The organism is Kribbella sp. NBC_00662 (genome assembly GCF_041430295.1).
Taxonomy (GTDB): Bacteria; Actinomycetota; Actinomycetes; order Propionibacteriales; family Kribbellaceae; genus Kribbella.
In genome coordinates, this window is sequence record NZ_CP109029.1 from 524,626 (window position 1) to 543,568 (window position 18,943).

At 68.6% G+C, this 18,943-nt stretch carries 26 protein-coding genes; 18 read left to right on the top strand and 8 right to left on the bottom strand.

The genetic code is table 11. The features are described 5' to 3' along the window. Positions 1 to 174 precede the first annotated feature (174 nt). The 4 genes from OHA10_RS02575 to OHA10_RS02590 are packed head-to-tail and all read left to right on the top strand — an operon-like array spanning position 175 to position 3,294. Positions 175 to 1,347: a glycoside hydrolase family 64 protein gene (locus OHA10_RS02575; RefSeq protein ID WP_371404551.1), complete on the top strand. Its 1,173-nt coding sequence runs from the start codon at positions 175 to 177 to the stop codon at positions 1,345 to 1,347. A gap of 39 nt (positions 1,348 to 1,386) precedes the next feature. Beyond that, entirely contained in the window at positions 1,387 to 1,725 is a 339-nt protein-coding gene (locus OHA10_RS02580) for a metalloregulator ArsR/SmtB family transcription factor (RefSeq protein WP_329002666.1), read from the top strand. Beyond that, a complete protein-coding gene (locus tag OHA10_RS02585; RefSeq protein WP_371404552.1) occupies positions 1,722 to 2,171 on the top strand; it encodes an SRPBCC domain-containing protein in 450 nt (149 codons plus the stop codon). The genes OHA10_RS02580 and OHA10_RS02585 overlap by 4 nt, the downstream gene beginning before the upstream one ends. Positions 2,172 to 2,178: 7 nt before the next feature. Continuing rightward, on the top strand, positions 2,179 to 3,294 hold the full coding sequence (locus OHA10_RS02590) for an SRPBCC family protein (RefSeq protein WP_371404553.1): 1,116 nt from the start codon (positions 2,179 to 2,181) through the stop codon (positions 3,292 to 3,294). On the opposite strand, the gene OHA10_RS02595 is transcribed toward OHA10_RS02590, so the two are convergent. Further along, the gene (locus tag OHA10_RS02595) at positions 3,278 to 3,886 is read right to left on the bottom strand and encodes an NAD(P)-dependent oxidoreductase (protein WP_371404554.1); all 609 of its coding nucleotides are present in this window, start codon (positions 3,884 to 3,886) and stop codon (positions 3,278 to 3,280) included. The two genes, OHA10_RS02590 and OHA10_RS02595, sit on opposite strands and share 17 nt — an antisense overlap. Positions 3,887 to 3,962: 76 nt before the next feature. Between OHA10_RS02595 and OHA10_RS02600 the strand changes: the two genes are divergently transcribed. The 3 genes from OHA10_RS02600 (at position 3,963) to OHA10_RS02610 (ending at position 5,738) form a co-directional block, all read left to right on the top strand. Beyond that, positions 3,963 to 4,322 (top strand): winged helix-turn-helix transcriptional regulator, encoded by a 360-nt coding sequence (locus tag OHA10_RS02600; protein WP_371404555.1) that lies wholly within the window; start codon positions 3,963 to 3,965, stop codon positions 4,320 to 4,322. An 82-nt stretch (positions 4,323 to 4,404) separates the two neighbouring features. After that, positions 4,405 to 4,923 (top strand): SigE family RNA polymerase sigma factor, encoded by a 519-nt coding sequence (locus OHA10_RS02605; RefSeq protein ID WP_371404556.1) that lies wholly within the window; start codon positions 4,405 to 4,407, stop codon positions 4,921 to 4,923. Between the two features lie 2 nt (positions 4,924 to 4,925). Further along, positions 4,926 to 5,738 (top strand): hypothetical protein, encoded by an 813-nt coding sequence (locus OHA10_RS02610; protein ID WP_371404557.1) that lies wholly within the window; start codon positions 4,926 to 4,928, stop codon positions 5,736 to 5,738. On the opposite strand, the gene OHA10_RS02615 is transcribed toward OHA10_RS02610, so the two are convergent. Both OHA10_RS02615 and OHA10_RS02620 read right to left on the bottom strand, forming a co-directional pair. Continuing rightward, positions 5,731 to 6,771 (bottom strand): 4-hydroxy-3-methylbut-2-enyl diphosphate reductase, encoded by a 1,041-nt coding sequence (locus OHA10_RS02615; protein ID WP_371404558.1) that lies wholly within the window; start codon positions 6,769 to 6,771, stop codon positions 5,731 to 5,733. The two genes, OHA10_RS02610 and OHA10_RS02615, sit on opposite strands and share 8 nt — an antisense overlap. 146 nt (positions 6,772 to 6,917) lie before the next feature. Next, the gene (locus OHA10_RS02620; RefSeq protein ID WP_371404559.1) at positions 6,918 to 7,415 is read right to left on the bottom strand and encodes an HAD domain-containing protein; all 498 of its coding nucleotides are present in this window, start codon (positions 7,413 to 7,415) and stop codon (positions 6,918 to 6,920) included. Positions 7,416 to 7,461: 46 nt separating this feature from the next. Here OHA10_RS02620 and xseA point away from each other — a divergent pair, with 46 nt between their 5' ends. The 3 genes from xseA to OHA10_RS02635 are packed head-to-tail and all read left to right on the top strand — an operon-like array spanning position 7,462 to position 9,401. Continuing rightward, entirely contained in the window at positions 7,462 to 8,676 is a 1,215-nt protein-coding gene (gene xseA, locus OHA10_RS02625; protein WP_371404560.1) for an exodeoxyribonuclease VII large subunit, read from the top strand. A 17-nt stretch (positions 8,677 to 8,693) separates the two neighbouring features. Further along, entirely contained in the window at positions 8,694 to 8,888 is a 195-nt protein-coding gene (locus tag OHA10_RS02630) for an exodeoxyribonuclease VII small subunit (RefSeq protein ID WP_329006069.1), read from the top strand. Between the two features lie 9 nt (positions 8,889 to 8,897). Further along, on the top strand, positions 8,898 to 9,401 hold the full coding sequence (locus OHA10_RS02635; protein WP_371404561.1) for an N-acetyltransferase family protein: 504 nt from the start codon (positions 8,898 to 8,900) through the stop codon (positions 9,399 to 9,401). Here the strand turns inward: OHA10_RS02635 and OHA10_RS02640 are convergent. Beyond that, positions 9,379 to 10,005 (bottom strand): TetR/AcrR family transcriptional regulator, encoded by a 627-nt coding sequence (locus OHA10_RS02640; protein ID WP_371404562.1) that lies wholly within the window; start codon positions 10,003 to 10,005, stop codon positions 9,379 to 9,381. The two genes, OHA10_RS02635 and OHA10_RS02640, sit on opposite strands and share 23 nt — an antisense overlap. Positions 10,006 to 10,045: 40 nt before the next feature. Here OHA10_RS02640 and OHA10_RS02645 point away from each other — a divergent pair, with 40 nt between their 5' ends. Then, entirely contained in the window at positions 10,046 to 10,651 is a 606-nt protein-coding gene (locus OHA10_RS02645) for a flavodoxin family protein (RefSeq protein WP_371404563.1), read from the top strand. A 25-nt stretch (positions 10,652 to 10,676) separates the two neighbouring features. Then, entirely contained in the window at positions 10,677 to 10,997 is a 321-nt protein-coding gene (locus tag OHA10_RS02650) for a multidrug efflux SMR transporter (protein WP_371404564.1), read from the top strand. 109 nt (positions 10,998 to 11,106) lie between these two features. On the opposite strand, the gene OHA10_RS02655 is transcribed toward OHA10_RS02650, so the two are convergent. Both OHA10_RS02655 and OHA10_RS02660 read right to left on the bottom strand, forming a co-directional pair. Then, positions 11,107 to 11,763 (bottom strand): NTP transferase domain-containing protein, encoded by a 657-nt coding sequence (locus OHA10_RS02655; protein ID WP_371404565.1) that lies wholly within the window; start codon positions 11,761 to 11,763, stop codon positions 11,107 to 11,109. 165 nt (positions 11,764 to 11,928) lie between these two features. Continuing rightward, positions 11,929 to 12,543 carry a DUF4245 domain-containing protein gene (locus OHA10_RS02660; RefSeq protein ID WP_371404566.1) on the bottom strand — a complete coding sequence of 205 codons (615 nt, stop codon included), beginning with the start codon at positions 12,541 to 12,543 and terminating at the stop codon, positions 11,929 to 11,931. Positions 12,544 to 12,692: 149 nt separating this feature from the next. On the opposite strand from OHA10_RS02660, the gene glpX reads away from it, so the two are divergent. The 4 genes from glpX to OHA10_RS02680 are packed head-to-tail and all read left to right on the top strand — an operon-like array spanning position 12,693 to position 15,144. Further along, positions 12,693 to 13,727: a class II fructose-bisphosphatase gene (gene glpX / locus OHA10_RS02665; protein WP_371404567.1), complete on the top strand. Its 1,035-nt coding sequence runs from the start codon at positions 12,693 to 12,695 to the stop codon at positions 13,725 to 13,727. Continuing rightward, on the top strand, positions 13,724 to 14,674 hold the full coding sequence (locus tag OHA10_RS02670) for a carbohydrate kinase (RefSeq protein ID WP_371404568.1): 951 nt from the start codon (positions 13,724 to 13,726) through the stop codon (positions 14,672 to 14,674). The genes glpX and OHA10_RS02670 overlap by 4 nt, the downstream gene beginning before the upstream one ends. A gap of 1 nt (position 14,675) precedes the next feature. After that, positions 14,676 to 14,822 (top strand): hypothetical protein, encoded by a 147-nt coding sequence (locus OHA10_RS02675; RefSeq protein WP_371404569.1) that lies wholly within the window; start codon positions 14,676 to 14,678, stop codon positions 14,820 to 14,822. Positions 14,823 to 14,862: 40 nt separating this feature from the next. After that, a complete protein-coding gene (locus OHA10_RS02680) occupies positions 14,863 to 15,144 on the top strand; it encodes a hypothetical protein (protein ID WP_371404570.1) in 282 nt (93 codons plus the stop codon). Here OHA10_RS02680 and OHA10_RS02685 read toward each other — a convergent pair. After that, a complete protein-coding gene (locus OHA10_RS02685; protein WP_371404571.1) occupies positions 15,141 to 15,809 on the bottom strand; it encodes a FadR/GntR family transcriptional regulator in 669 nt (222 codons plus the stop codon). The genes OHA10_RS02680 and OHA10_RS02685 overlap by 4 nt on opposite strands. Positions 15,810 to 15,993: 184 nt before the next feature. Between OHA10_RS02685 and OHA10_RS02690 the strand changes: the two genes are divergently transcribed. Together OHA10_RS02690 and OHA10_RS02695 are read left to right on the top strand one after the other, a co-directional pair. Continuing rightward, the gene (locus OHA10_RS02690) at positions 15,994 to 17,322 is read left to right on the top strand and encodes a 2-isopropylmalate synthase (protein ID WP_371404572.1); all 1,329 of its coding nucleotides are present in this window, start codon (positions 15,994 to 15,996) and stop codon (positions 17,320 to 17,322) included. Then, a complete protein-coding gene (locus tag OHA10_RS02695; protein WP_371404573.1) occupies positions 17,310 to 18,098 on the top strand; it encodes an ABC transporter ATP-binding protein in 789 nt (262 codons plus the stop codon). The genes OHA10_RS02690 and OHA10_RS02695 overlap by 13 nt, the downstream gene beginning before the upstream one ends. Here the strand turns inward: OHA10_RS02695 and OHA10_RS02700 are convergent. After that, complete coding sequence (locus OHA10_RS02700) at positions 18,040 to 18,849, bottom strand: hypothetical protein (RefSeq protein ID WP_371404574.1); 810 nt, start codon at positions 18,847 to 18,849, stop codon at positions 18,040 to 18,042. The two genes, OHA10_RS02695 and OHA10_RS02700, sit on opposite strands and share 59 nt — an antisense overlap. Between the last annotated feature and the right edge of the window lie 94 nt (positions 18,850 to 18,943).

Consider the following 18,943-nt stretch of genomic DNA (forward strand, 5'->3'; position numbering starts at 1 on the left):
GCCGGAGGCACAGCTGTCTCGAGGCATAGCCGTCTGGCGGCACAGCTGTCTGGCGGCACAGCTGTCTGGCGGCGTAGCTGTCGGAAAGCCGACAGTGGTGGGCTGTTGACAGTCGGTGGTCACCTCACGACACGATGAGAGCGCTCTCTCGGGGGGCCGACGTGAGGAGGAACCATGCGGTTCAGAACACGAATGCTGGCTGTCGTCGCGGCCGCCGCGACGGTGGCCGGCGTGCTGTCGGCGCACGCGGACCGGTCGGCGGATGCTGCCGTCCCGGCGACGATCCCGTTGACGATCACGAACAACTCGGGCCGCGGCGACGCGGTCTACATCTACAACCTGGGCACGAACCTGGCCACCGGACAGCAGGGCTGGGCCGATGCGAGCGGCACGTTCCACGCCTGGCCGGCCGGCGGCAACCCGCCCACCCCGGCGCCGGACGCGTCGATCGCCGGACCGGGCAACGGGCAGTCCGTGACGATCCAGATGCCGAAGTTCTCCGGCCGGGTGTACTTCTCGTACGGCCAGAAGCTCGTGTTCAAACTGACGACGGGCGGCCTGGTGCAGCCCGCCGTACAGAACCCGAGCGATCCCAACCGGAACATCCTGTTCAGCTGGTCGGAGTACACGCTGAACGACGGCGGGCTGTGGATCAACAGCACACAGGTCGACATGTTCTCCGCGCCGTATGCCGTCAGCGTCAACGGGAACACGACCGGCCACCTCAAGGCCGGCGGCTACAACGCCGTCTACAACGCACTCTCCGCCGCAGGATGGGGCGGCCTGATCCAGACTGCACCCGACGGTTCGAAACTCCGGGCACTCTCCCCGTTGTACGGCGTCGAGACCGGGGCACTGCCCGCAAGCGCGATGGACGACTACATCAACCGCGTGTGGTCGAAGTACAGCTCGGAAACGCTGACCGTCACGCCGTTCGGCGACCAGCCCAACACGAAGTACTTCGCTCGCGTCTCCGGCAACGTCATGAACTTCACGAACAGCTCGGGAGCGGTCGTCACGTCGTTCCAGAAGCCAGACTCGGCCAGCGTGTTCGGCTGCTTCAACCTGCTCGACGCACCGAACGACCAGGTCCGCGGGCCGATCTCCCGCACGCTGTGCGCCGGCTACAACCGCTCCACGCTGCTGTCGAACCCGAACCAGCCCGACCCGAATGACTCGAACTTCTATCAGGACGCGGTCACCAACCAGTACTCGAAGAACATCCACGCCCAGATGGCCGACGGGCGCGCGTACGGGTTCGCCTTCGACGACGTCGGCAATCACGAGGCGCTCGTCCACGACGGCAACCCGCAGCAGGCCGGCCTGATCCTCGATCCGTTCAACTGAGGCTTGACTCCTCGCTTCGTTAGTGGCAACTTACCGTTCGTGGGAACTTACGGATCACTCGAAGCGGCGGGCCCCGTGCTGGACGCGCTCGGCGACCCGACGCGCCGGGTGATCCTCGAGACACTGCGGACCGGCGGGCCGTGCTCGGTCGGTGTTCTGGCCGAGCGCGTGCCCGTCAGCCGCCCCGCGATCTCGCAGCACCTGAAGGTGCTCGGGGCGGTCGGTCTGGTGCGGCACGAGTCGCGCGGCACCCGGAACATCTACCGGGTCCACCAGTCCGGTCTCGACGAGCTGCGCAGCTGGCTCGACCGGTTCTGGGGCGACGCTCTCGATGCGTACGCCGACCACGTCAGGCGAACCGAGGAGGAACGGACATGAGTGTGAAGCAGGACATCTCACCCTTGGTGAAGACCGTTGTCGTGCCGGTCGGCGTCGAGCGGGCGTTCGAGGCTTTCACCGCGGAGACGTCGGCGTGGTGGCCGTTGTTCAGCCACTCGGTGGGCGAGGCTGCGGCGAGCGAGGTCCGGATCGAAGGCGCCGTCGGCGGCCGGATCGTCGAGTACGGCGCCGAGGGCGAGCTCGCGACCTGGGGCACGGTGTCGGACTGGGATCCGCCGACGACGGTCGGCTTCAGCTGGCATCCGGGCGGCGATCCGGCCGAGGCCGGTCAGGTGATCGTCACGTTCACGCCGACCGGCGACGGCACCGAAGTACAACTCGTGCATTCGGGCTGGGAACGCCGCGGCGACGGCGCCCGGGCGCGCGTCGGCTACGACACGGGCTGGGACTACGTGCTGGGCAAGTATGTGGAGTTCGCCCGATAGTTGGTAGATGACTCCGCTCGACGCCCGTGCCCTGGAGGCTTCGCTGCGGCCGCATGGCGAATCGGTCATGCTGCCGCGCGAGGCGTACACCGATCCCGCCGTCCTGGCGTGGGAACGCCGGCACTTCTTCGCCGGCACCTGGACCTGCCTCGGCCGCGTCGACGAGTTGTCCGACGGTACGACGTACCGCGAGGTGACGGTCGGCGACATCGCAACGATCGTGACGTTCGGCGAGCGACCGAGGGCGTTCGCGAACACCTGCCGGCATCGCGGCCACGAACTGCTGCAGCGCGACGAGACCAGCGATCGCCGGGCCGTCGTCTGCCCGTACCACGGATGGTCGTACGAGCTCGACGGCTCGGTGAAGACCGCCCCGCGGATGGGCGAGACCTTCCATACCAAACCGTATGGTCTGGTCGAGTTGCCGGCGGAGGTCTGGCAGGGCTGGTTGTTCGTGAACGCGACCGGCACAGCGACGTCGTTCGCCGATCACGTCGGCGGGCTCACCGAACTGGTCGCGCCGTACGCGCCGGAAACCCTTGTACTGAAGGCGCGGCACGCGTACGACGTCGCGTCGAACTGGAAGACGATCGTGGAGAACTACCACGAGTGCTACCACTGCCCGCTGATCCATCCCGAGCTGTGCAAGGTGTCACCACCGACGTCGGGCGACAACTGGAATCTGCCCGGCGCCTGGGTCGGCGGGTTGATGGACCTGCGACCGGACGCCGAGACGATGTCGCTCGACGGCCGGTCCCACGGGGTCATGATCGACGGCGTCGATCCGCGGCGGGTCAACTACCTCGGACTGTTCCCCAACCTGCTGATCTCACTGCACCCCGACTACGTGATGACGCATCGCATGGAGCCGCGGACGCCGAGCCTGACCGCGATCGAGTGCTCGTGGTACTTCCGGCCCGAGGTCACGGATCCGTCGTACGCCGTGGAGTTCTGGGACATCACGAACCGCGAGGACTGGGCCGCGTGCGAATCGGTCCAGCGCGGCGCGGAGTCCCCGCACTTCCGGCCGGGTCCGCTGGCACCCGCGGAGGACGCCGTCTACCAGTGGGTGACGATGCTGGCCCGCGGGTACCTGGGCAAGCCGCTCAGTACCCCAGCGTGAAGCGCTTGCGGTTGTTCGCCGGGTTCTCCAGCTCGTCGAGCAGCGCGACGGCGTAGTCCTCGGCGGAGATGTGGTCGCCGACCGGCTCGTCTTGGCCGAGGCGGAAGACGCCGGTCCGCTCACCCGGGGCGATCACGAAGGCCGGGGACAGCATCGTCCAGTTGACGTCGCTCGCACGCAGGTTCTCGAGCGCCTGCGAGACGGTCAGCGACTCGTTCTTGTACTCGGCCGGGAAGTCCGGGCCGTCCACCACACGGTTGCCGTCGACAACCAAGCTGCCGGCGCCGCCGACCACGATCAACCGGGTCGCCGTCCCCTGTACAGCGGCGATCAGGTTGTCGACCGCGTCCAGGTAATCCTGGTGGTCGCCGCCGGTCCGGCTCGGCCCGATCGCCGCGACCAGCGCGTCCGACTCGGCTGCCAGTTCCTTGGCCGATGCGACGTCGTCCGCGTTCGCCCGCACCGCGCGTACGCCGGCCGGAAGCTCGCCGCCCGAACGCGTGACACCGATCACCTCGTGCGCGCGACTCACCGCCTCCGCCGCGATCCGGCTCCCGACCATGCCACTTGCTCCGTACACCGCGATCTTCATCGTTGTCCTTTCGTCTGCGATCGCCGCCAAAGGTATCTATTGGTAACTGGCTACTTCAACGTGCTATAAGTACCTTGTGGTAACCAAAGGCAACGTGTTCGACCCGGACTGCCCGACCCGGGTGATCCTGGACCGGATCGGCGACAAGTGGACGGTGCTCGTCGTCCTGCTGTTGCGCGACGGACCGCTCCGCTTCACCGAGCTGCGCGACGGCATCGGCCGGGTCGCGCCGAAGGTGCTCACCCAGACGCTCCGCCGGATGGAGCGCGACGGGCTGGTCGGCCGCGAGGTCTTCGCCGAGATCCCGCCGCGCGTCGTCTACACGCTCACCCCGATGGGCGCCTCGCTGATCGAGCCGATCACGGTCCTCACCGACTGGGCCGAGACCCACATGCCGGCAATCAGCAAGGCGCAGACGCAGTACGACGCGGTCTGAAATCCGTCCGCATCGGCGCTCAACCTTTCCTGCCCGCTCGGGCATCTCAAGTCTGACCGAGTTGAACGAGATGGGGGTTGGGATGGATCCAGGACGCGACCACGAATTCGCCGAGTTCGTGGACGGCCGGTTCACCGCACTGCAGAGGTTCGGGTATCTGCTGACCGGTGAATGGCACCAGGCCGAGGACCTGGTGCAGAGCGCTCTGACCAAGGTGTGGTTCCACCGGAACTCCCTGCGCAGCAGCGCCGCGCTGGAGAGTTACACCAGGACCGTGATGGTGAACACCAGCACGCAGTGGTGGCGCCGGAAGTGGCGCGGCGAGACACCGACCGAGCAGTTGCCCGAGCACCGGGCGCAGGAGCAGTACGGGTCGATCGACGACCGGGATCTCTTGCTGCGGGCGCTCGCAACGCTGCCGCGCCGTACCCGCGCAGCGCTGGTCCTGCGGTACTTCGAAGACCTGCCCGAGGCCGAGATCGCGCAGATCATGGGCTGCTCGGTCGGCACCGTCAAGTCGAGCGTCTCCCGCGGGCTGGCCCGACTCCGCGAGCACGAGCTGATCACCGCGATCTCCACTCCGGTCCAGAAGGAGGCCTGACCATGACTGACGATCTCAAGCAGAAGTTCGAGCAGCTCGTTGCCGATCCGCCGCCGCCGAGCACGGTGCCCAGCCAGGCCGTGTTCGCCCGGGTCCGGACGGTACGACGCCGCCGCACTGCCGGTGCTGTCGTACTGGCCGCCGCCGCCGTTGTCGCCGTGGCCCTTGCCATCACCAACGTCACCGACGTCAACGGCCGCCCGCCGGTGTCCAACTCACCGAGCGCGCCGACGACGATCGTCACACCGGCGCCCACCTCCGCGGTGCCGACGACCTCGGGCACAATGAACTCGGCGAGCAACGCGGTCCACACGCCGAACACACCGAACACACCGCCGCCCTCCACCCGGACCACGGGCAACCCGCCGTCGAGCACGACGTCGAGCACGCCGGTCACGCCGCCGGTCGCGCCGCCGCTCGGCGTGCACGTTTCGCTGAAATCGACCGTCAAGGGCCGCAGCGTGACCTTCAAGGTGACGCTGTCGGGGAGCACGCTGGTGCCGACCGGCGAGAACGGCCGACCGCTCTCGACCTCGGGCACCGACTTCGTCGACCTGCTGGGTGGGACGCAGTACTTCTTCGGTGACGGTCAGCAGAGCGGCTCCGACGCCGGCGCGGTCAACTGCGTGAGCGGAACCCAGCGCATCAGCAAGAACCAGACCTACACGCTGATGAACGACGCCGGGCTGCCCAACGCGTCAGGCACCCACACGTACGCGAAGGCCGGCACCTACACCTTCAAGTACACGGTCAACTACTGCAGCGCGAGCGGCTGGAAGCCGGTCACCAAGACCACTCGGGTGACGGTCAGATAGTCCACGCGTGGTCCGAGGTGCCGGTGGTGGGGAGGCCGGCAGCCTTGAGGTCGGTGCGGAGGTCGCGGGGGAGGGCGAAGGTGAGGCTCTCCTCCGCGGTGGTGATTTCCTGGACGTCGCCGTAGCCGCGCTCGGCGAGCCAGCGCAGTACGTCGCGGACGAGCACCTCGGGGACGCTCGCGCCGCTGCTGACGCCGACCGAGTCGACGCCCTCGAGCCAGGCCTCGTCGATCTCGTCGGCGTAGTCGACCAGATAGCCGGCCTTCGCGCCGTGCTCGACCGCGACCTCGACCAGGCGCACCGAGTTCGACGAGTTGCGGGAGCCGACGACGATCATCAGGTCGGCCTCCGGGGCAAGCTTCTTCACCGCGGCCTGACGGTTCTGCGTGGCGTAGCAGATGTCGTCGCTCGGCGGGTCCTGCAGGTGCGGGAATCGCTCGCGCAGACGGCGTACCGTCTCCATCGTCTCGTCGACGGAGAGCGTGGTCTGCGACAGCCAGACGACCTTCTCCGGGTCGCGGACGGTGACGTTCGGTACGTCGTCAGGGCCGTCGACGAGGTGCACGTGTTCCGGGGCCTCGCCGGAGGTACCGATGACCTCCTCGTGACCCTCGTGACCGATCAGCAGGATGTCGTAGTCGGTCGCGGCGAACCGCTTCGCCTCGTGGTGCACCTTCGTCACCAGCGGGCAGGTCGCGTCGATCGTCTTCAACTGCCGCGCGGCCGCCTCCTGGTGGACCACCGGGGCGACACCGTGTGCGGAGAAGATGACGGTCTCCCCCTCCGGCACCTCGACGGTCTCGTCGACGAAGATCGCGCCACGCTTCTGCAGGGTCTGCACGACGTACTTGTTGTGCACGATCTCCTTGCGCACGTACACGGGCGGCCCGTACAGATCGAGGGCCTTCTCCACCGCGACCACGGCCCGGTCCACGCCCGCGCAGTACCCCCGCGGCGCCGCGAGCAGCACACGCTTGGTCTCTACGGCGGTCGTCGTACCGGTGTCGTCAGGCTGGGCAGTCACGGTCCCCATGGTACGGGCCGGGGTTAACGCGGCCGGATCCGCACGACGGGTGGCATCACCGGCGTCACAGCCTTTGTGAGCAGCATCACCATCGGAAGTCGAGGAGCCGTCCGCCCTGTCCGGACGGCTCCCCCGTGGGAGGTGTTACCAGCACGTCAAGGATGCGCGGGAAACGCCTTGTCCGCAAAGGATTTTCCGTCGGCCCAGGACCGGATCGCGGCGAAATCCGTTGCAGTCAAGCCGATCCGGGCATCGATCGGATAGACCAGCTGATGATCCGCCGTGAACTCCGACTCCCCCACCTCGTCATCCACCCAGACGAACGGCCGGTCGCCGACCCAATCCGCGACGTACGGCGCCTTCCACGACCCCCGCGGCACCGGCCGCCGGTCCGGCCAGGTGATCGTCGGGAGCTCAGGTAGACCGAGCAGCGGTGCGAGGAGCCGGTTCGCGCCGTTTTCCCAACTGGTGGCCCAGACCAGGTCGAAGGTGCTCGCCAGCTTGTTGAGCTCCACCCCGTGCTGCGGGTTGAGGAGCAGGCGCCACGTCTTCGTACCCTCGGTGATCTCGTGCTCCCGGTAGCCGGGTGGGATCCCATCGGCGCGGTGTGGGTTGAGCGGGCCGTCGACATCCAACAGCAAGAGAGGGCGCATTACTCAACGTTAGGGAATGTCCGTGGCGGGCCGTAGGGTCTTGGGCGTGGCTTTGGAGACGTCGCCGGAAGCACCCGCGGCCGTTCGCACGATTGCGAACGGTATTGCCGGCTGGATCAACCAGCTCGGCGCCGTGTGGGTCGAGGGGCAGCTGACGGACGTCTCGATCGGGCGCGGTACGACGACGGTCTTCGGCACACTGCGGGACACGGACGCGGACATCTCGCTCCGATTCACCTGCAACCGGCGGGTGTTCGAGACGGTCGAGGTCCACGACGGGTCGCGGGTCCTCGTGCACGCCAAGCCGAACTTCTTCGCCCGCCGCGGCACGCTGGCGCTCGCGGTCAGCGAGATCCGCCACGTCGGCATCGGTGAGCTGCTGGCGCGGATCGAGCGGCTGAAGCAGCTGCTGGCGGCCGAGGGGCTGTTCGAGCCGTACCGGAAGAAGAAGCTGCCGTTCCTCCCGCACACGATCGGCCTGATCTGCGGGCGCGACTCGGCGGCCGAGCGCGACGTACTCGAGAACGCGAAGCGGCGCTGGCCGGCGGTCGCGTTCCGGATCGAGTACGCGTCGGTGCAAGGGCCGTCGGCAGCCGGCGAGGTGATGACGGCGCTGCGGAAGCTGGACGCGGACGACTCGGTCGAGGTGATCGTGATCGCGCGCGGCGGCGGATCGCTCGAGGATCTGCTGCCGTTCTCGGACGAGGGCCTGATCCGTGCCGTTTCGAAGACGAGTACGCCGGTGGTGAGCGCGATCGGGCACGAGCCGGACTCACCGCTGCTCGACCTGGTCGCCGACCTGCGCGCGTCGACGCCGACCGACGCAGCTAAGCGGATCGTTCCGGATGTCCGCGAGGAGCTGGACGGCGTACGGCTGCTGCGCGAGCGCGGGCTGCGGGCGATCACGTCGTGGCTGGATCGCGAGGCGCACGCGCTGGCGGCGATCCGGAGTCGACCCTCGCTGTCGGCACCCGTCACGGATCTGCAGCGACGCTCCGACGAGGTCGCCGCACTGATCGAGCGGAGCCGCCGTACGCTGACGCATCGACTGGATCGCGCGAGCGACGACATCGCGCACCGGTTGGCAAGCGTACGGGCGTTGTCCCCGAAGGCGACGCTCGAGCGCGGGTACTCCGTACTGCAGCTGGCAGACGGCACCGCCGTACGGGAAGTGGCGCAGGTGGCGCCCGGTGACGTGCTCCAGGCACGGGTCACCGACGGCCGCTTCGCGGTCGAAGTCAAGTCCGAGGAGAACAAGTGAGCGCCGACCGACCCGAGATGACCTACGAACAGGCCCGCGAAGAGCTCGTCGAGGTAGTCCGCAAACTGGAAGCCGGCGGCACCTCCCTCGAAGAATCCCTGGCCCTCTGGGAACGCGGCGAAGAACTAGCCACCACCTGCCAACGCTGGCTCGACGGCGCCCGCGAACGCCTAGCCAAAGCCCAAGCCACCCACGAAGAAAAGCCCAACTGACATCACGTCATGGGATTGACGACCCGGGCGGCTCGACCCGACGACCTGCCCGGCGCGGCCGAGGCGCGGGTCGCCAGTTGGCGAGGGGCGTTCACCGGCTTGGTGCCGCAGGAGTTCCTGGACGCGATGGATCCGGCCTCGATCGCGGCCTCCTGGTCGGAGAGCATCGCAGCTGGTCGCTCCCGCTTGTATGTTGCCGTCGCCAACGATCAGGTCATCGGGTACGCCGGGGTCGGGCCTGAGCGTGATCCGGCTGCGCCGCCGCGGACCGGTGAGCTGTACGCCCTGTTCGTGCACCCATCGCACTGGGGCACCGGCGCCGGGCGAGCGCTCGCCGATGCTGCCTGCGCTGACCTCCGTGACGCCGGTTGCGCGAGCGTCTGGTTGTGGGTGCTGGAGGCCAACTGTCGAGCGCGCCGGTTCTACACGACGTACGGGTTCGCCGAGACCGGGGACCGGACCCACTCCTCGTTGAACAACCTCCCCGAACTCAGGCTTGCAGCAAGGCTGTAGCCACCGCGCGGAGGCCGGACTTCATGCGGTCGAGGTCGAAGCCTTGGGTGCGGAGGGCGTTGTGGAGGTCGGCCGCGAGGGGGGCCAGGAGGACGTGGGCGATGTAGTCGGCGTCGAGGGTGGGGTTGGCCGACTCGATCAGGTGGGACAGGTGGCGGTGCCAGAGGTGGTACGAGCCGATTCGGTAGCGGGCGCCGTCTGAGGCGTTCTCGCTGTCCATGAACAGCTCGACGTGGCGGTCGAGGAGGTCCAGATAGGCGTCGAGGAACGCCGTCACGCGGATCAGCGGCGGCGCGCCGGGGCCGAGCGGGGGCGGCCCGGTCAGGATCCGCGCCTGGAGTTCCTGTTCACGTTCGTCGAGCAGCGCGACCGCCAGGCCGGCGCGGTCGCCGAAGCGGCGGAAGACCGTGCCCTTGCCCACCCCTGCCTCCGCGGCGATCGCGTCGAGGGAGACGTTCTTCACCCCGTGCGCGGTGAACAGCCGGTCGGCCGCCTCCAGCACGCGCAGCCGGTTGCGCCGGGCGTCCGCGCGTTCCGGGCGCGGTTCACCCACCACCGGCAGACCCCGTTGTGAAGCGGACTGCGGTCCGGTACTGTCGTTCATAAGACGGACTGTAGTCCGCTAAGCCTTCAGGAGGAAGCACATGAGTACGACACCCGGTACCGCGACCGTCGCGATTGCGTACCACTCGGGATACGGCCACACCGCCAAGCAGGCGGAGGCCGTGGCTGCCGGAGCCGCCTCGGTCCCGGGCACCGTCGCCGAGCTCGTCCCGCTCGACGAACTGACCGAGGAGGTGTGGGAACGGCTGACCGCTGCGGATGCGATCGTCTTCGGCGCGCCGACGTACATGGGGAGTCCAAGCTGGGTGTTCAAGAAGTTCGCGGAGGAGAGCGTGCGAATCTGGGCGGCCGATCTCGCCTGGCGGGACAAGATCGCGGCGGGGTTCACCAACTCCAAGGCGATGTCCGGCGACAAGCTGAACAGCCTGGTCGACCTGGCTGTCTTCGCCGCGCAGCACGGGATGATCTGGGTCGGGCTCGACATCTACCCCGGCTGGGCGGAGAGCACCGCGAGCATCGAGGACCTCAACCGCCTCGGCAGCTGGATGGGCGCCATGGCGCAGTCCGACGCAGACCTCTCAGCGGAGAAGGCTCCCCCGGCCACCGACCTGCGCACGGCGGCCGCACTCGGCGCTCGCGTCGCGCGCGTCACGCACAGGCACCTACGCGGAGCCCTGGCCGCGTGACCACCTACCTGAGTGGAGCTGTCTGATGGCGTGGCTCGTGTTGCTCGCCGCAGCCGCCTTCGAGATCGCGTTTGCGCTCAGCCTGAAGCCGAGCGACGGCTTCAGCCGGTTGTGGCCGACGGTCGGCGTGCTGGTGTTCGGGGTGATCTCGGTCGTGCTGCTCGCGAAGACACTCGATCGCCTTCCGGTCGGTACGGCGTACGCGATCTGGACCGGGCTCGGATCGGTCGGCGTGGTGACGCTCGGGATCATCCTGTTCAACGAGCCCGCCACCCCGGCACGGCTCGCGTGTATTGCGCTGATCGTCGCCGGGATCGTCGGTCTCCGCCTGGCCGGGGCGGAGTAGGGCGCGGACCTGCACCACTGATCAACCCGCCGCCGCAGTCGGTCAGCGTCGCATGCTGAGCGTGCAGGCGGGAGTCTCGGACGCTTTGGTCAGTGAGGGGCGTCCGGGGTCAGCTGGAGGCGTGGCGTCGGCGGCGCGGGTGGGTGGCGACGGGGATCGGGTGTGTGTCGAGCGGCAGTTCCTCGGCGGCGGTGGTCCCGCCGGAGAGCATCCCGTGGTACGCCGCCCAGGTCGTCGCCCGCGGCGGAATGTTGCCGATGGCATCGACCTTGGTGACGGGGTGGGCGCCGTTGTGGATCGGCATCCACAGGTCCGAGTCGCTGCGCAGCTCACGGAGCTCGCCGAACAGCTCCCGCCCGAACCAGCACGGGTAGCTCTCGCCGTCGTCGTACCGGGTGACGCCGATCGGTGTGGCCGCCTCGGCGACCAGTGACCACACGGCTGCCGAGGTGATCCCGGGCTGGTCACCGAGCAGTACGACGATGCCGTCCGCGCGCCGGTCGACCGCATCGAGAGCCGGCACGATCGACGAGCTGTCGGTGTCGGAGTGCGGCGACTCGACCACCCGGACCCCGTCGAGGTCGATCCGGTCGTGGATCTGCTCGGACGCGCTGCCGAGGGTCACGACCAACTGGTCGAACCCGCACTGCCGCGCGGCGTCCAACGACGAACCGAAGAGAGTGCCGCCCTGGTACGCGAGCAATTGCCAGGGAGCGCCGAGATGCGGTGAGCTGTTCGCGCCCAGCAGGAGCCCCGTCACGAACATCGCCGGATCAACTCCCCGCCCGGGACGGCGTGAGCATGGTGGGCATGACTGCTGGGGCCCTCTCGCTAGTCCCCGAGCGTCAGAAGCCGAGCTTCGATCGAACCCTCTGCCGTGGGCACGTGTCAACGACCGTCCGGAAAGTGGTCGGGAATGCCCGGAAATTGGTCAGCGTAAGACGGAAGCAAACGCTTCAAGCGCGGGATAACCCGCATTTCCGGTAACGATCGTGGTGACTCCGGAACCGACCAGTACCAACGCGTTCTCACCCTTGCGGTCCAGCAGAACCTTGCGCTGCCAGGTGACGCCGGCCACCGTCGCCGTACCGTCGTCGGAGGTCCGGCCGAGTTTCTCCGCCTGGAATTTACCGCCGGTGACATTGGACTGCTCGAGCCCGACGTATTTCTTCTCGGTGGTGACGACGCCCAGGTGCCAGGTCATCGGCTCCTGCTCGGGCTTGAGGAATTCGACGCTGGTCGCGGTCCAGCCGGTCGGCATCGGCTCCGGGCCGCGCACCCACGCGGCGGTCGCCTTCGCGTCCTGCAACTGCGCGGTGTACTCGACCGCCTTGGGCGCCTCGGCCGGCTTCGACCGCCAGGTGACCAGGATCAGGAACGCGACCACCACCAGGCAGATGACCAGGGCGAACACCATGTTCCCGACGGTCTGCGACTTCGCCTTGTCCCGTCGGTACGCCTGGCGGTACTCGTTCGCCTCCGCCTGGATCTGCGCCCGCTCACGCGCCGCAGCCTCGTTGGAAGCACCTTGACCTGTCGAACTCATACGCACAGTGTCTCGCGAGGCGCAATCCGCCCGAACAGCGGCCACACGCGTTGGCTACGATCCGTTGGCATGAGCGAGCGCAGCGAGCGACCAACAAGCAGAGCCGACCTGTCGCTCATGCTGGAGCCGAGCGCCAGCGAGGCGGAAGCATGAGCGACCCGACCGCGCCACCGGCCCACCTGGAGGTCGAGGCGCATGCGCCCGACCGGAACCTCGCCCTCGAACTGGTCCGGGTCACCGAGGCCGCGGCGATGGCGGCGGGGCGCTGGGTCGGCCGCGGCGACAAGAACGGCGCCGACGGCGCGGCGGTGAACGCGATGCGGACGCTGATCGGCACGGTCGGTATGAACGGCGTGGTGGTGATCGGCGAGGGCGAGAAGGACAACGCCCCGATGCTCTACAACGGCGAGCAGGTCGGCGGCGGTGACGGGCCCGAATGCGACGTCGCGGTCGACCCGGTCGACGGTACGACGCTGGTCGCGAAGGGCATGAACAACGGCATCGCGGTGATGGCGGTCTCCGCGCGGAACTCGATGTACGACCCGTCCGCGGTCTTCTACATGGAGAAGCTTGTCGTCGGCCCGGAGGCGGCCGAGGTGGTCGACATCCGGCTCCCGGTCGCGGAGAACATCCGCCGGGTCGCGAAGGCGAAGGGCTCGACAGTCGACGACGTCACTGTCGTACTGCTCGACCGGCCGCGGCACGACGAGCTGGCCACGCAGATCCGGGCGACCGGCGCGCGGATCAAGTTCATCTCCGACGGTGACGTGGCCGGCGCGGTCGAGGCGGCGCGGCCGGACACCGGCCTGGACATGTTGCTCGGCATCGGCGGTACGCCGGAAGGCATCATCGCCGCCTGTGCGATGAAATGCCTCGGCGGGAAGATCCAGGGCAAGCTCTGGCCGCGCGACGACGCGGAACGGCAGAAGGCGCTCGACGCGGGCCACGACCTCGATCGCGTGCTCGACACCGACGACCTGGTCAGCGGTGACGACTGCTTCTTCGTCGCGACCGGGATCACCGACGGCGAACTGCTCCGCGGTGTCCGGTACGGGCGGTCCACCGCGCGAACCCACTCGCTGGTGATGCGATCGCGCAGCGGCACGATCCGCAGCATCGAGAGCGAGCACCAGCTGTCCAAGCTGCGCGCGTACTCGTCCATCGACTTCGAGCACGCCCGATGAGCGCACCCGTCCTCGTCATCGGCGAGGCTCTTGTCGACATCGTCGGTCCCGCTGCCAAAGCCACCACCCGCAACGGGAACGGGAAGCCCAAGGCGATTCCGGGCGGCTTCGCGGCGAACGTCGCCGTCGGGCTGGCCAGGATGGGAGTCCCGACCGAGTTGGTGGCGCGCTTCGGCACCGACCCGTACGGCGACCTGCTCGGTGCGCACCTGTTCGGAAACGGGGTGCAGCTCGCGCCCGGCACGGTCGATCCCGGGTTCCGGACCAGCACCGCGACCGCGACGCTGGACGCCGACGGCGTGGCGTCGTACCAGTTCGACATGAGCTGGGATCCGCCGGCGTTGTCGCTGCGGCGGGGGTGCCCGGCGATTCACACCGGTTCGATCGCGACCATGCTCGAGCCGGGCGCGACGGCGATCCACCGCTTCCTGGAGTCGGTGGCCGACCAGCCCGTCACGGTGACGCTCGATCCGAACGCGCGGCCGGCCATCACGCCGGACCCGGTGGCCGCGTGGGCCGCCGTACGGAAGCTCGCCGCCCTCTCCGACCTGGTCAAGCTGAGCGACGAGGACTGTGCGTTCTTCCGTCCCGGGGTATCGCTCGACGACATCGCGACCGAGCTGCTGGGCGAGGAGCGGACGCAGTGCGTGGTCATCACGCGCGGCGGCGAGGGCGCGATCGGCGTCGGCAGGGATGTGCGGGTCGAGGTGAAGGCGCCGGCGATCGAGGTGGTCGACACCGTCGGAGCCGGCGACTCGCTGATGGCAGCGCTCATCACCGGTCTGCTCAACCGTGACCTGCTCGGCGAGCAGCGGTTGGCCGGTCTGACCGCCGAGGACCTGCACGACGTCGTGGACTACGCGGTCAAGGCGGCTGCGATCACCTGCACGCGACACGGCGCGGACCCGCCGACCGCGGCTGAGCACACTGCGCGGTGGGGCGCCTGACATGTCGGCGGAGACGTGGACGTCCGAGTTGGAGTCCAAGGGCAGCGTGGTGTTCCTGCCGCGCCGCGGTCGGCTGGCGATCCGACTGGCCGGGTTCGCGCTGCTGATGGCTGTCCGCGTGGACGAACATCGACCATCTGCGGGCTGACGGTGTCTCGGGCGCACTCGGCGTACTGCGGCTGACGGCCTTGGCCGCGTTCGTCTACGGTACGGCGCTCACCGCGTGGCAGCTGATCACGAACCGCCCGGTCATCACGATCGACGCCGAGGGGATCACGCGCGGGCGCAACCTGCCCTGGTCCGGCATCATCAGCATCGACGGGCCGACCGGGCTCCCGCTCGCCCGTACGGTGCAGGTCAACCCGGCGGATCGCCGTACCCGCCCGATCTCGATCCCGCAGGACAACGTCGAGGATCTGGATGCGCTGACGCCCTGGCTGCGGTCATTGCTGGATCAGCACCGCGGTTAGGCGAGGGTGCTGCGGACCTTGCTGAGGTGCGCGCGGGAGCGGGCAGCGGCGAGGTCGGGGTCCTGGAGGCGGATCGCTTCGGCGATCGCAGCGTGGGCAGCCTGGTCGTGCCGGTGGCGGTGCTGGTCGTCGAGCTTCAGCATGTCGATCATCGCCCGCCGGATCCGCGGTGCGAACGAGTCGAAGAGCTCGGTGAGTACGGCGTTGTGCGCGGCGACCACGACCGCGCGATGGAACGCCATGTCGGCCTCGATGTACCAGTCGTCCGGCGCGCTCAGCGCCGCGCGCTTGCGGTCCGTCAGCGTGTAGCGGAAGTTCTTCAGGTCTTGTGGGGTACGACGCGACGCCGCCAGCCGGGCGCCTTCGGTCTCGATCGCGAGCCGACCCTCGAGTACGTCGGTGATGTCGGCCTTCCGCAGGACCTTGTCCCAGTCCTCGGCAGCCTGTAGCGCGATCACGAACACACCCGCGCCCTGCCGGCTCTCCAGCACGCGGCGGCCGGCGAGCTCGCGGACGGCCTCCCGGATCGTCGACCGGCCCACGCCGAGCTGCGCGGCCAGCGTGGTCTCGCCGGGGAGCTTGGCGCCGACAGTCCATTCCCCGCTTCCGATCCGGCGCAACAGCTCCTCGGCGGCCTGCTCGGCCAGCGGGTGACGTCGAATCATTCAGCCATTCTACGAGACCTCAGGTTGTCAGCTTGTCTGAGGAGTTGATAGCGTGCTCGGCATGCGCAAGCTTGCGGGTCTCCTCCTTCTTGGCCGCCACGGCGGGAGCTGATTCGACCGGCGCTCCCTCCGTGGAGTGCACTCGCCTGCCGGTCCTCCCATCACGCCGGAAGGACCACGTCTCATGAACCGTCAACAGCCCTCCCCCATGCCCAGCCACCGCTACCGCGACATCTTCGCCAAGGTCCCGGTCGCACCGGTCGACCGCACCTGGCCGGACCGCCGGATCACCACCGCGCCGCTGTGGGTGCCGGTCGACCTCCGCGACGGCAACCAGGCTCTGGCCGAGCCGATGGATCCGGCGCGCAAGCGGAAGTTCTTCGAGCTGATGGTTGCCATCGGCTACAAAGAGATCGAGGTCGGGTACCCGTCCGCGTCCCAGACCGACTTCGACTTCGTTCGGCTGCTGGCCGAGTCGGACCTGGTGCCCGCCGATGTCACGATCGTCGTCTTCACACCGGCCCGCGCCGACCTGATCGCGCGGACGGTCGAGTCCGTCGCCGGGATGCGTGGCGATGTGGTCATCCACATGTACGCCGCGACCGCGCCGACGTGGCGGGACGTCGTACTGCGTCGCTCGCGGGACGAACTGGCGTCGATGATCTATGCCGGGTCCGAGGAGATCCTGCGGCTGGCCGGCGACTCGGTGCGGTTCCAGTTCTCGCCCGAGGTGTACAACCTGACCGAGCCGGACTACGTGCTGGAGCTGGCGGATCACCTCACCAAGCAGTGGGACGCGACGCCCGAGCGGCCGGTGATCATGAACCTGCCGGCGACGGTCGAGGTTGCGACGCCTAACGTGTACGCGGACCAGATCGAGTACATGCACCAGAACCTGCCTCGGCGCGACGGTGTGATCCTGTCCGTGCATCCGCACAACGATCGCGGTACCGGGATCGCCTGCGCCGAGCTCGCCGTACTCGCAGGCGCGCAACGGGTAGAGGGCTGCATCTTCGGGAACGGCGAACGCACCGGCAACGTGGACATCGCGACGCTCGCGCTCAACCTGCACGCGCAGGGCGTGGACCCGATGGTCGACTTCTCCGACATCGACCGGATTCGTTCAGTGGTCGAGCATTGCACCCGGATGCCGATCCATCCGCGGCACCCGTACGTCGGGGAGCTGGTCTACACGGCCTTCTCGGGTACGCATCAGGACGCGATCCGGAAGGGGTTCGCCGTACAGGGCGAGGGCTTCTGGGACGTGCCGTATCTGCCGATCGATCCGGCGGATGTCGGGCGCGGGTACGAGGCGGTGGTCCGGGTCAACAGCCAGTCGGGTAAGGGTGGGATCGCACACGTGCTGGAGTCGGTGTACGGCGTACGGCTGTCTGCCGCGGAGGAGCGGGAGTTCGCGCAGCATGTGCAGCGGCGTACGGACGAGACCGGGCGGGAAGCGAGCGCGGAGGAGCTGAAGGCGTTGTACGAGGAGGTTTACGGGTGCTCGAACTGAAAGATGTCGACTTCGTCCGGGACGGCAAACTGCTGCTGTCCGGGGTGACGCTGACCGTCGGCGAAGGCGAGCGATGGGCTCTGCTCGGGCCGAACGGCGCGGGCAAGAGCACGCTGCTCGGCCTCTGCGGCGCGGTCACACACCCCACCCGCGGCACGGTCGAGATCCTCGGCAAGCGACTCGGTACGGTCGACATCCGCACCCTGCGCGAGTCCATCGGCCACGTCAATCCGCGGCATCCGCTGCGCTCGCCGCTGTCCATCGTCGACGTCGTCCTCACCGGCCTGACCGGCACCATCGAACGCATGCCCCGCTGGGAGCCGACTCCAGCCCAGACCGCCCGCGCCCTCGAGCTGATCGACCTCCTCGGCGTCACCGATCTGGCCCACTCCCCCTGGACCACCCTCTCTCAAGGCGAACGCGGCCGAGCCCTCATCGCGAGAGCCCTGATCTCCGACCCCCGGTTGCTGCTCCTGGACGAGCCGTCAACCGGTCTCGACGTAGCCGCCCGCGAACAGCTCCTGGAAACCCTCGACCACATCCACACCACCCACCCCCACCTCGCCTGGGTCCTAGTCACCCACCACCTCGAAGAGCTCCCCACCTGCACCACCCACGCCGCCCTCCTTCGGGACGGTCAGGTCCTGGCTGCAGGTCTTGCCGGGGAAACCTTGACCACCGACCTCGTCACGCAGACCTTCGCCCATCCGATCGCGATCAACCGCCACGCCGGCCGCTGGACCGCCACCGCCCAACGAGGAACCCGCTCAAGCTGAGCAACCCCAACCCGGCACAGCCCGCGGCGAGCCAGAACCAGAACGCGGCGTCGGACCGGGCCGACTCGACGGTCCACACGCAGCGGGCAGTTGCCGGGCCGCCGACGACGTACTCAATCGGAACGACCTCATCGAGCGCCAGGAAATGCTCGCCGGGGTCACGGCCGGTTTCGATGACGTAGTCCGTGCCGGCGACGGCGTACCGGATGTCGGCCGAGCCCGAGCCGTTGTCCCACCAGGGCGGCTCGTGCACGGTGGCGACCGTCCCGGTGGTCGTCGCGGTCGGACCGTCCAACGGTCGCGATAGCTGCCGCGCATGTACCCACTCGCCTCCGAACGCCAGCGTCATCAGCAAGAAGAACAACACCAGGCTCACCGGAACGAGAGGTTCACCGCGCCCTCGCCATCCAGCCGAGGGCGCGGCGTGCCGACCTGCCGGCTTCTCGCCGGTCGCGGTCTCGATCGGGCTGACACCCCGGACCCAGAGCACTGCCACCACAACCAGGCTCAGCAACAGCCAAGCCACCAGTACACCGCCGCCGAGCAGCGCCCCAACTCCGGCCGCGTCGCTGACGGAGCTCGGCGTCGTGAGTCCGACCAGAGCGCCGATTCCGGCACCGACAGCCGCGCACAGGACGATCGCCGCAACCGATGCGAACGAGGCGAGCGCCGACCCGGTATCCAAGAACGCGTACGCTGCGGCCGGACCGCGCACAAACCCCCAGCTGAGCACCGCCCTGACCCGCCCCATGCAGCAAGTGTGGTGCATTACAGTGACTCTGCTCCGGGGGTGGAATCGAGAGACTTGGGGGCCGGTGTGGCGGTGATGGGTGAGCGGCTGCCTG

What these genes read in the sequence shown, in the direction of transcription:
- OHA10_RS02630 (WP_329006069.1), top strand. Translation starts at nt 8,694, where the DNA reads ATGACCTACGAACAGGCCCGCGAAGAGCTCGTCGAGGTAGTCCGCAAA.
- OHA10_RS02595 (WP_371404554.1), bottom strand. Translation starts at nt 3,886, where the DNA reads ATGAAGATCGCGGTGTACGGAGCAAGTGGCATGGTCGGGAGCCGGATC.
- OHA10_RS02685 (WP_371404571.1), bottom strand. Translation starts at nt 15,809, where the DNA reads ATGATTCGACGTCACCCGCTGGCCGAGCAGGCCGCCGAGGAGCTGTTG.
- OHA10_RS02645 (WP_371404563.1), top strand. Translation starts at nt 10,046, where the DNA reads ATGAGTACGACACCCGGTACCGCGACCGTCGCGATTGCGTACCACTCG.
- OHA10_RS02610 (WP_371404557.1), top strand. Translation starts at nt 4,926, where the DNA reads ATGACTGACGATCTCAAGCAGAAGTTCGAGCAGCTCGTTGCCGATCCG.
- OHA10_RS02575 (WP_371404551.1), top strand. Translation starts at nt 175, where the DNA reads ATGCGGTTCAGAACACGAATGCTGGCTGTCGTCGCGGCCGCCGCGACG.
- OHA10_RS02620 (WP_371404559.1), bottom strand. Translation starts at nt 7,415, where the DNA reads ATGCGCCCTCTCTTGCTGTTGGATGTCGACGGCCCGCTCAACCCACAC.
- OHA10_RS02585 (WP_371404552.1), top strand. Translation starts at nt 1,722, where the DNA reads ATGAGTGTGAAGCAGGACATCTCACCCTTGGTGAAGACCGTTGTCGTG.
- OHA10_RS02670 (WP_371404568.1), top strand. Translation starts at nt 13,724, where the DNA reads ATGAGCGCACCCGTCCTCGTCATCGGCGAGGCTCTTGTCGACATCGTC.
- OHA10_RS02640 (WP_371404562.1), bottom strand. Translation starts at nt 10,005, where the DNA reads ATGAACGACAGTACCGGACCGCAGTCCGCTTCACAACGGGGTCTGCCG.
- OHA10_RS02615 (WP_371404558.1), bottom strand. Translation starts at nt 6,771, where the DNA reads ATGGGGACCGTGACTGCCCAGCCTGACGACACCGGTACGACGACCGCC.
- OHA10_RS02660 (WP_371404566.1), bottom strand. Translation starts at nt 12,543, where the DNA reads ATGAGTTCGACAGGTCAAGGTGCTTCCAACGAGGCTGCGGCGCGTGAG.
- OHA10_RS02590 (WP_371404553.1), top strand. Translation starts at nt 2,179, where the DNA reads ATGACTCCGCTCGACGCCCGTGCCCTGGAGGCTTCGCTGCGGCCGCAT.
- OHA10_RS02650 (WP_371404564.1), top strand. Translation starts at nt 10,677, where the DNA reads ATGGCGTGGCTCGTGTTGCTCGCCGCAGCCGCCTTCGAGATCGCGTTT.
- OHA10_RS02675 (WP_371404569.1), top strand. Translation starts at nt 14,676, where the DNA reads ATGTCGGCGGAGACGTGGACGTCCGAGTTGGAGTCCAAGGGCAGCGTG.
- OHA10_RS02635 (WP_371404561.1), top strand. Translation starts at nt 8,898, where the DNA reads ATGGGATTGACGACCCGGGCGGCTCGACCCGACGACCTGCCCGGCGCG.
- OHA10_RS02605 (WP_371404556.1), top strand. Translation starts at nt 4,405, where the DNA reads ATGGATCCAGGACGCGACCACGAATTCGCCGAGTTCGTGGACGGCCGG.
- OHA10_RS02690 (WP_371404572.1), top strand. Translation starts at nt 15,994, where the DNA reads ATGAACCGTCAACAGCCCTCCCCCATGCCCAGCCACCGCTACCGCGAC.
- OHA10_RS02700 (WP_371404574.1), bottom strand. Translation starts at nt 18,849, where the DNA reads ATGGGGCGGGTCAGGGCGGTGCTCAGCTGGGGGTTTGTGCGCGGTCCG.
- OHA10_RS02655 (WP_371404565.1), bottom strand. Translation starts at nt 11,763, where the DNA reads ATGTTCGTGACGGGGCTCCTGCTGGGCGCGAACAGCTCACCGCATCTC.
- glpX (WP_371404567.1), top strand. Translation starts at nt 12,693, where the DNA reads ATGAGCGACCCGACCGCGCCACCGGCCCACCTGGAGGTCGAGGCGCAT.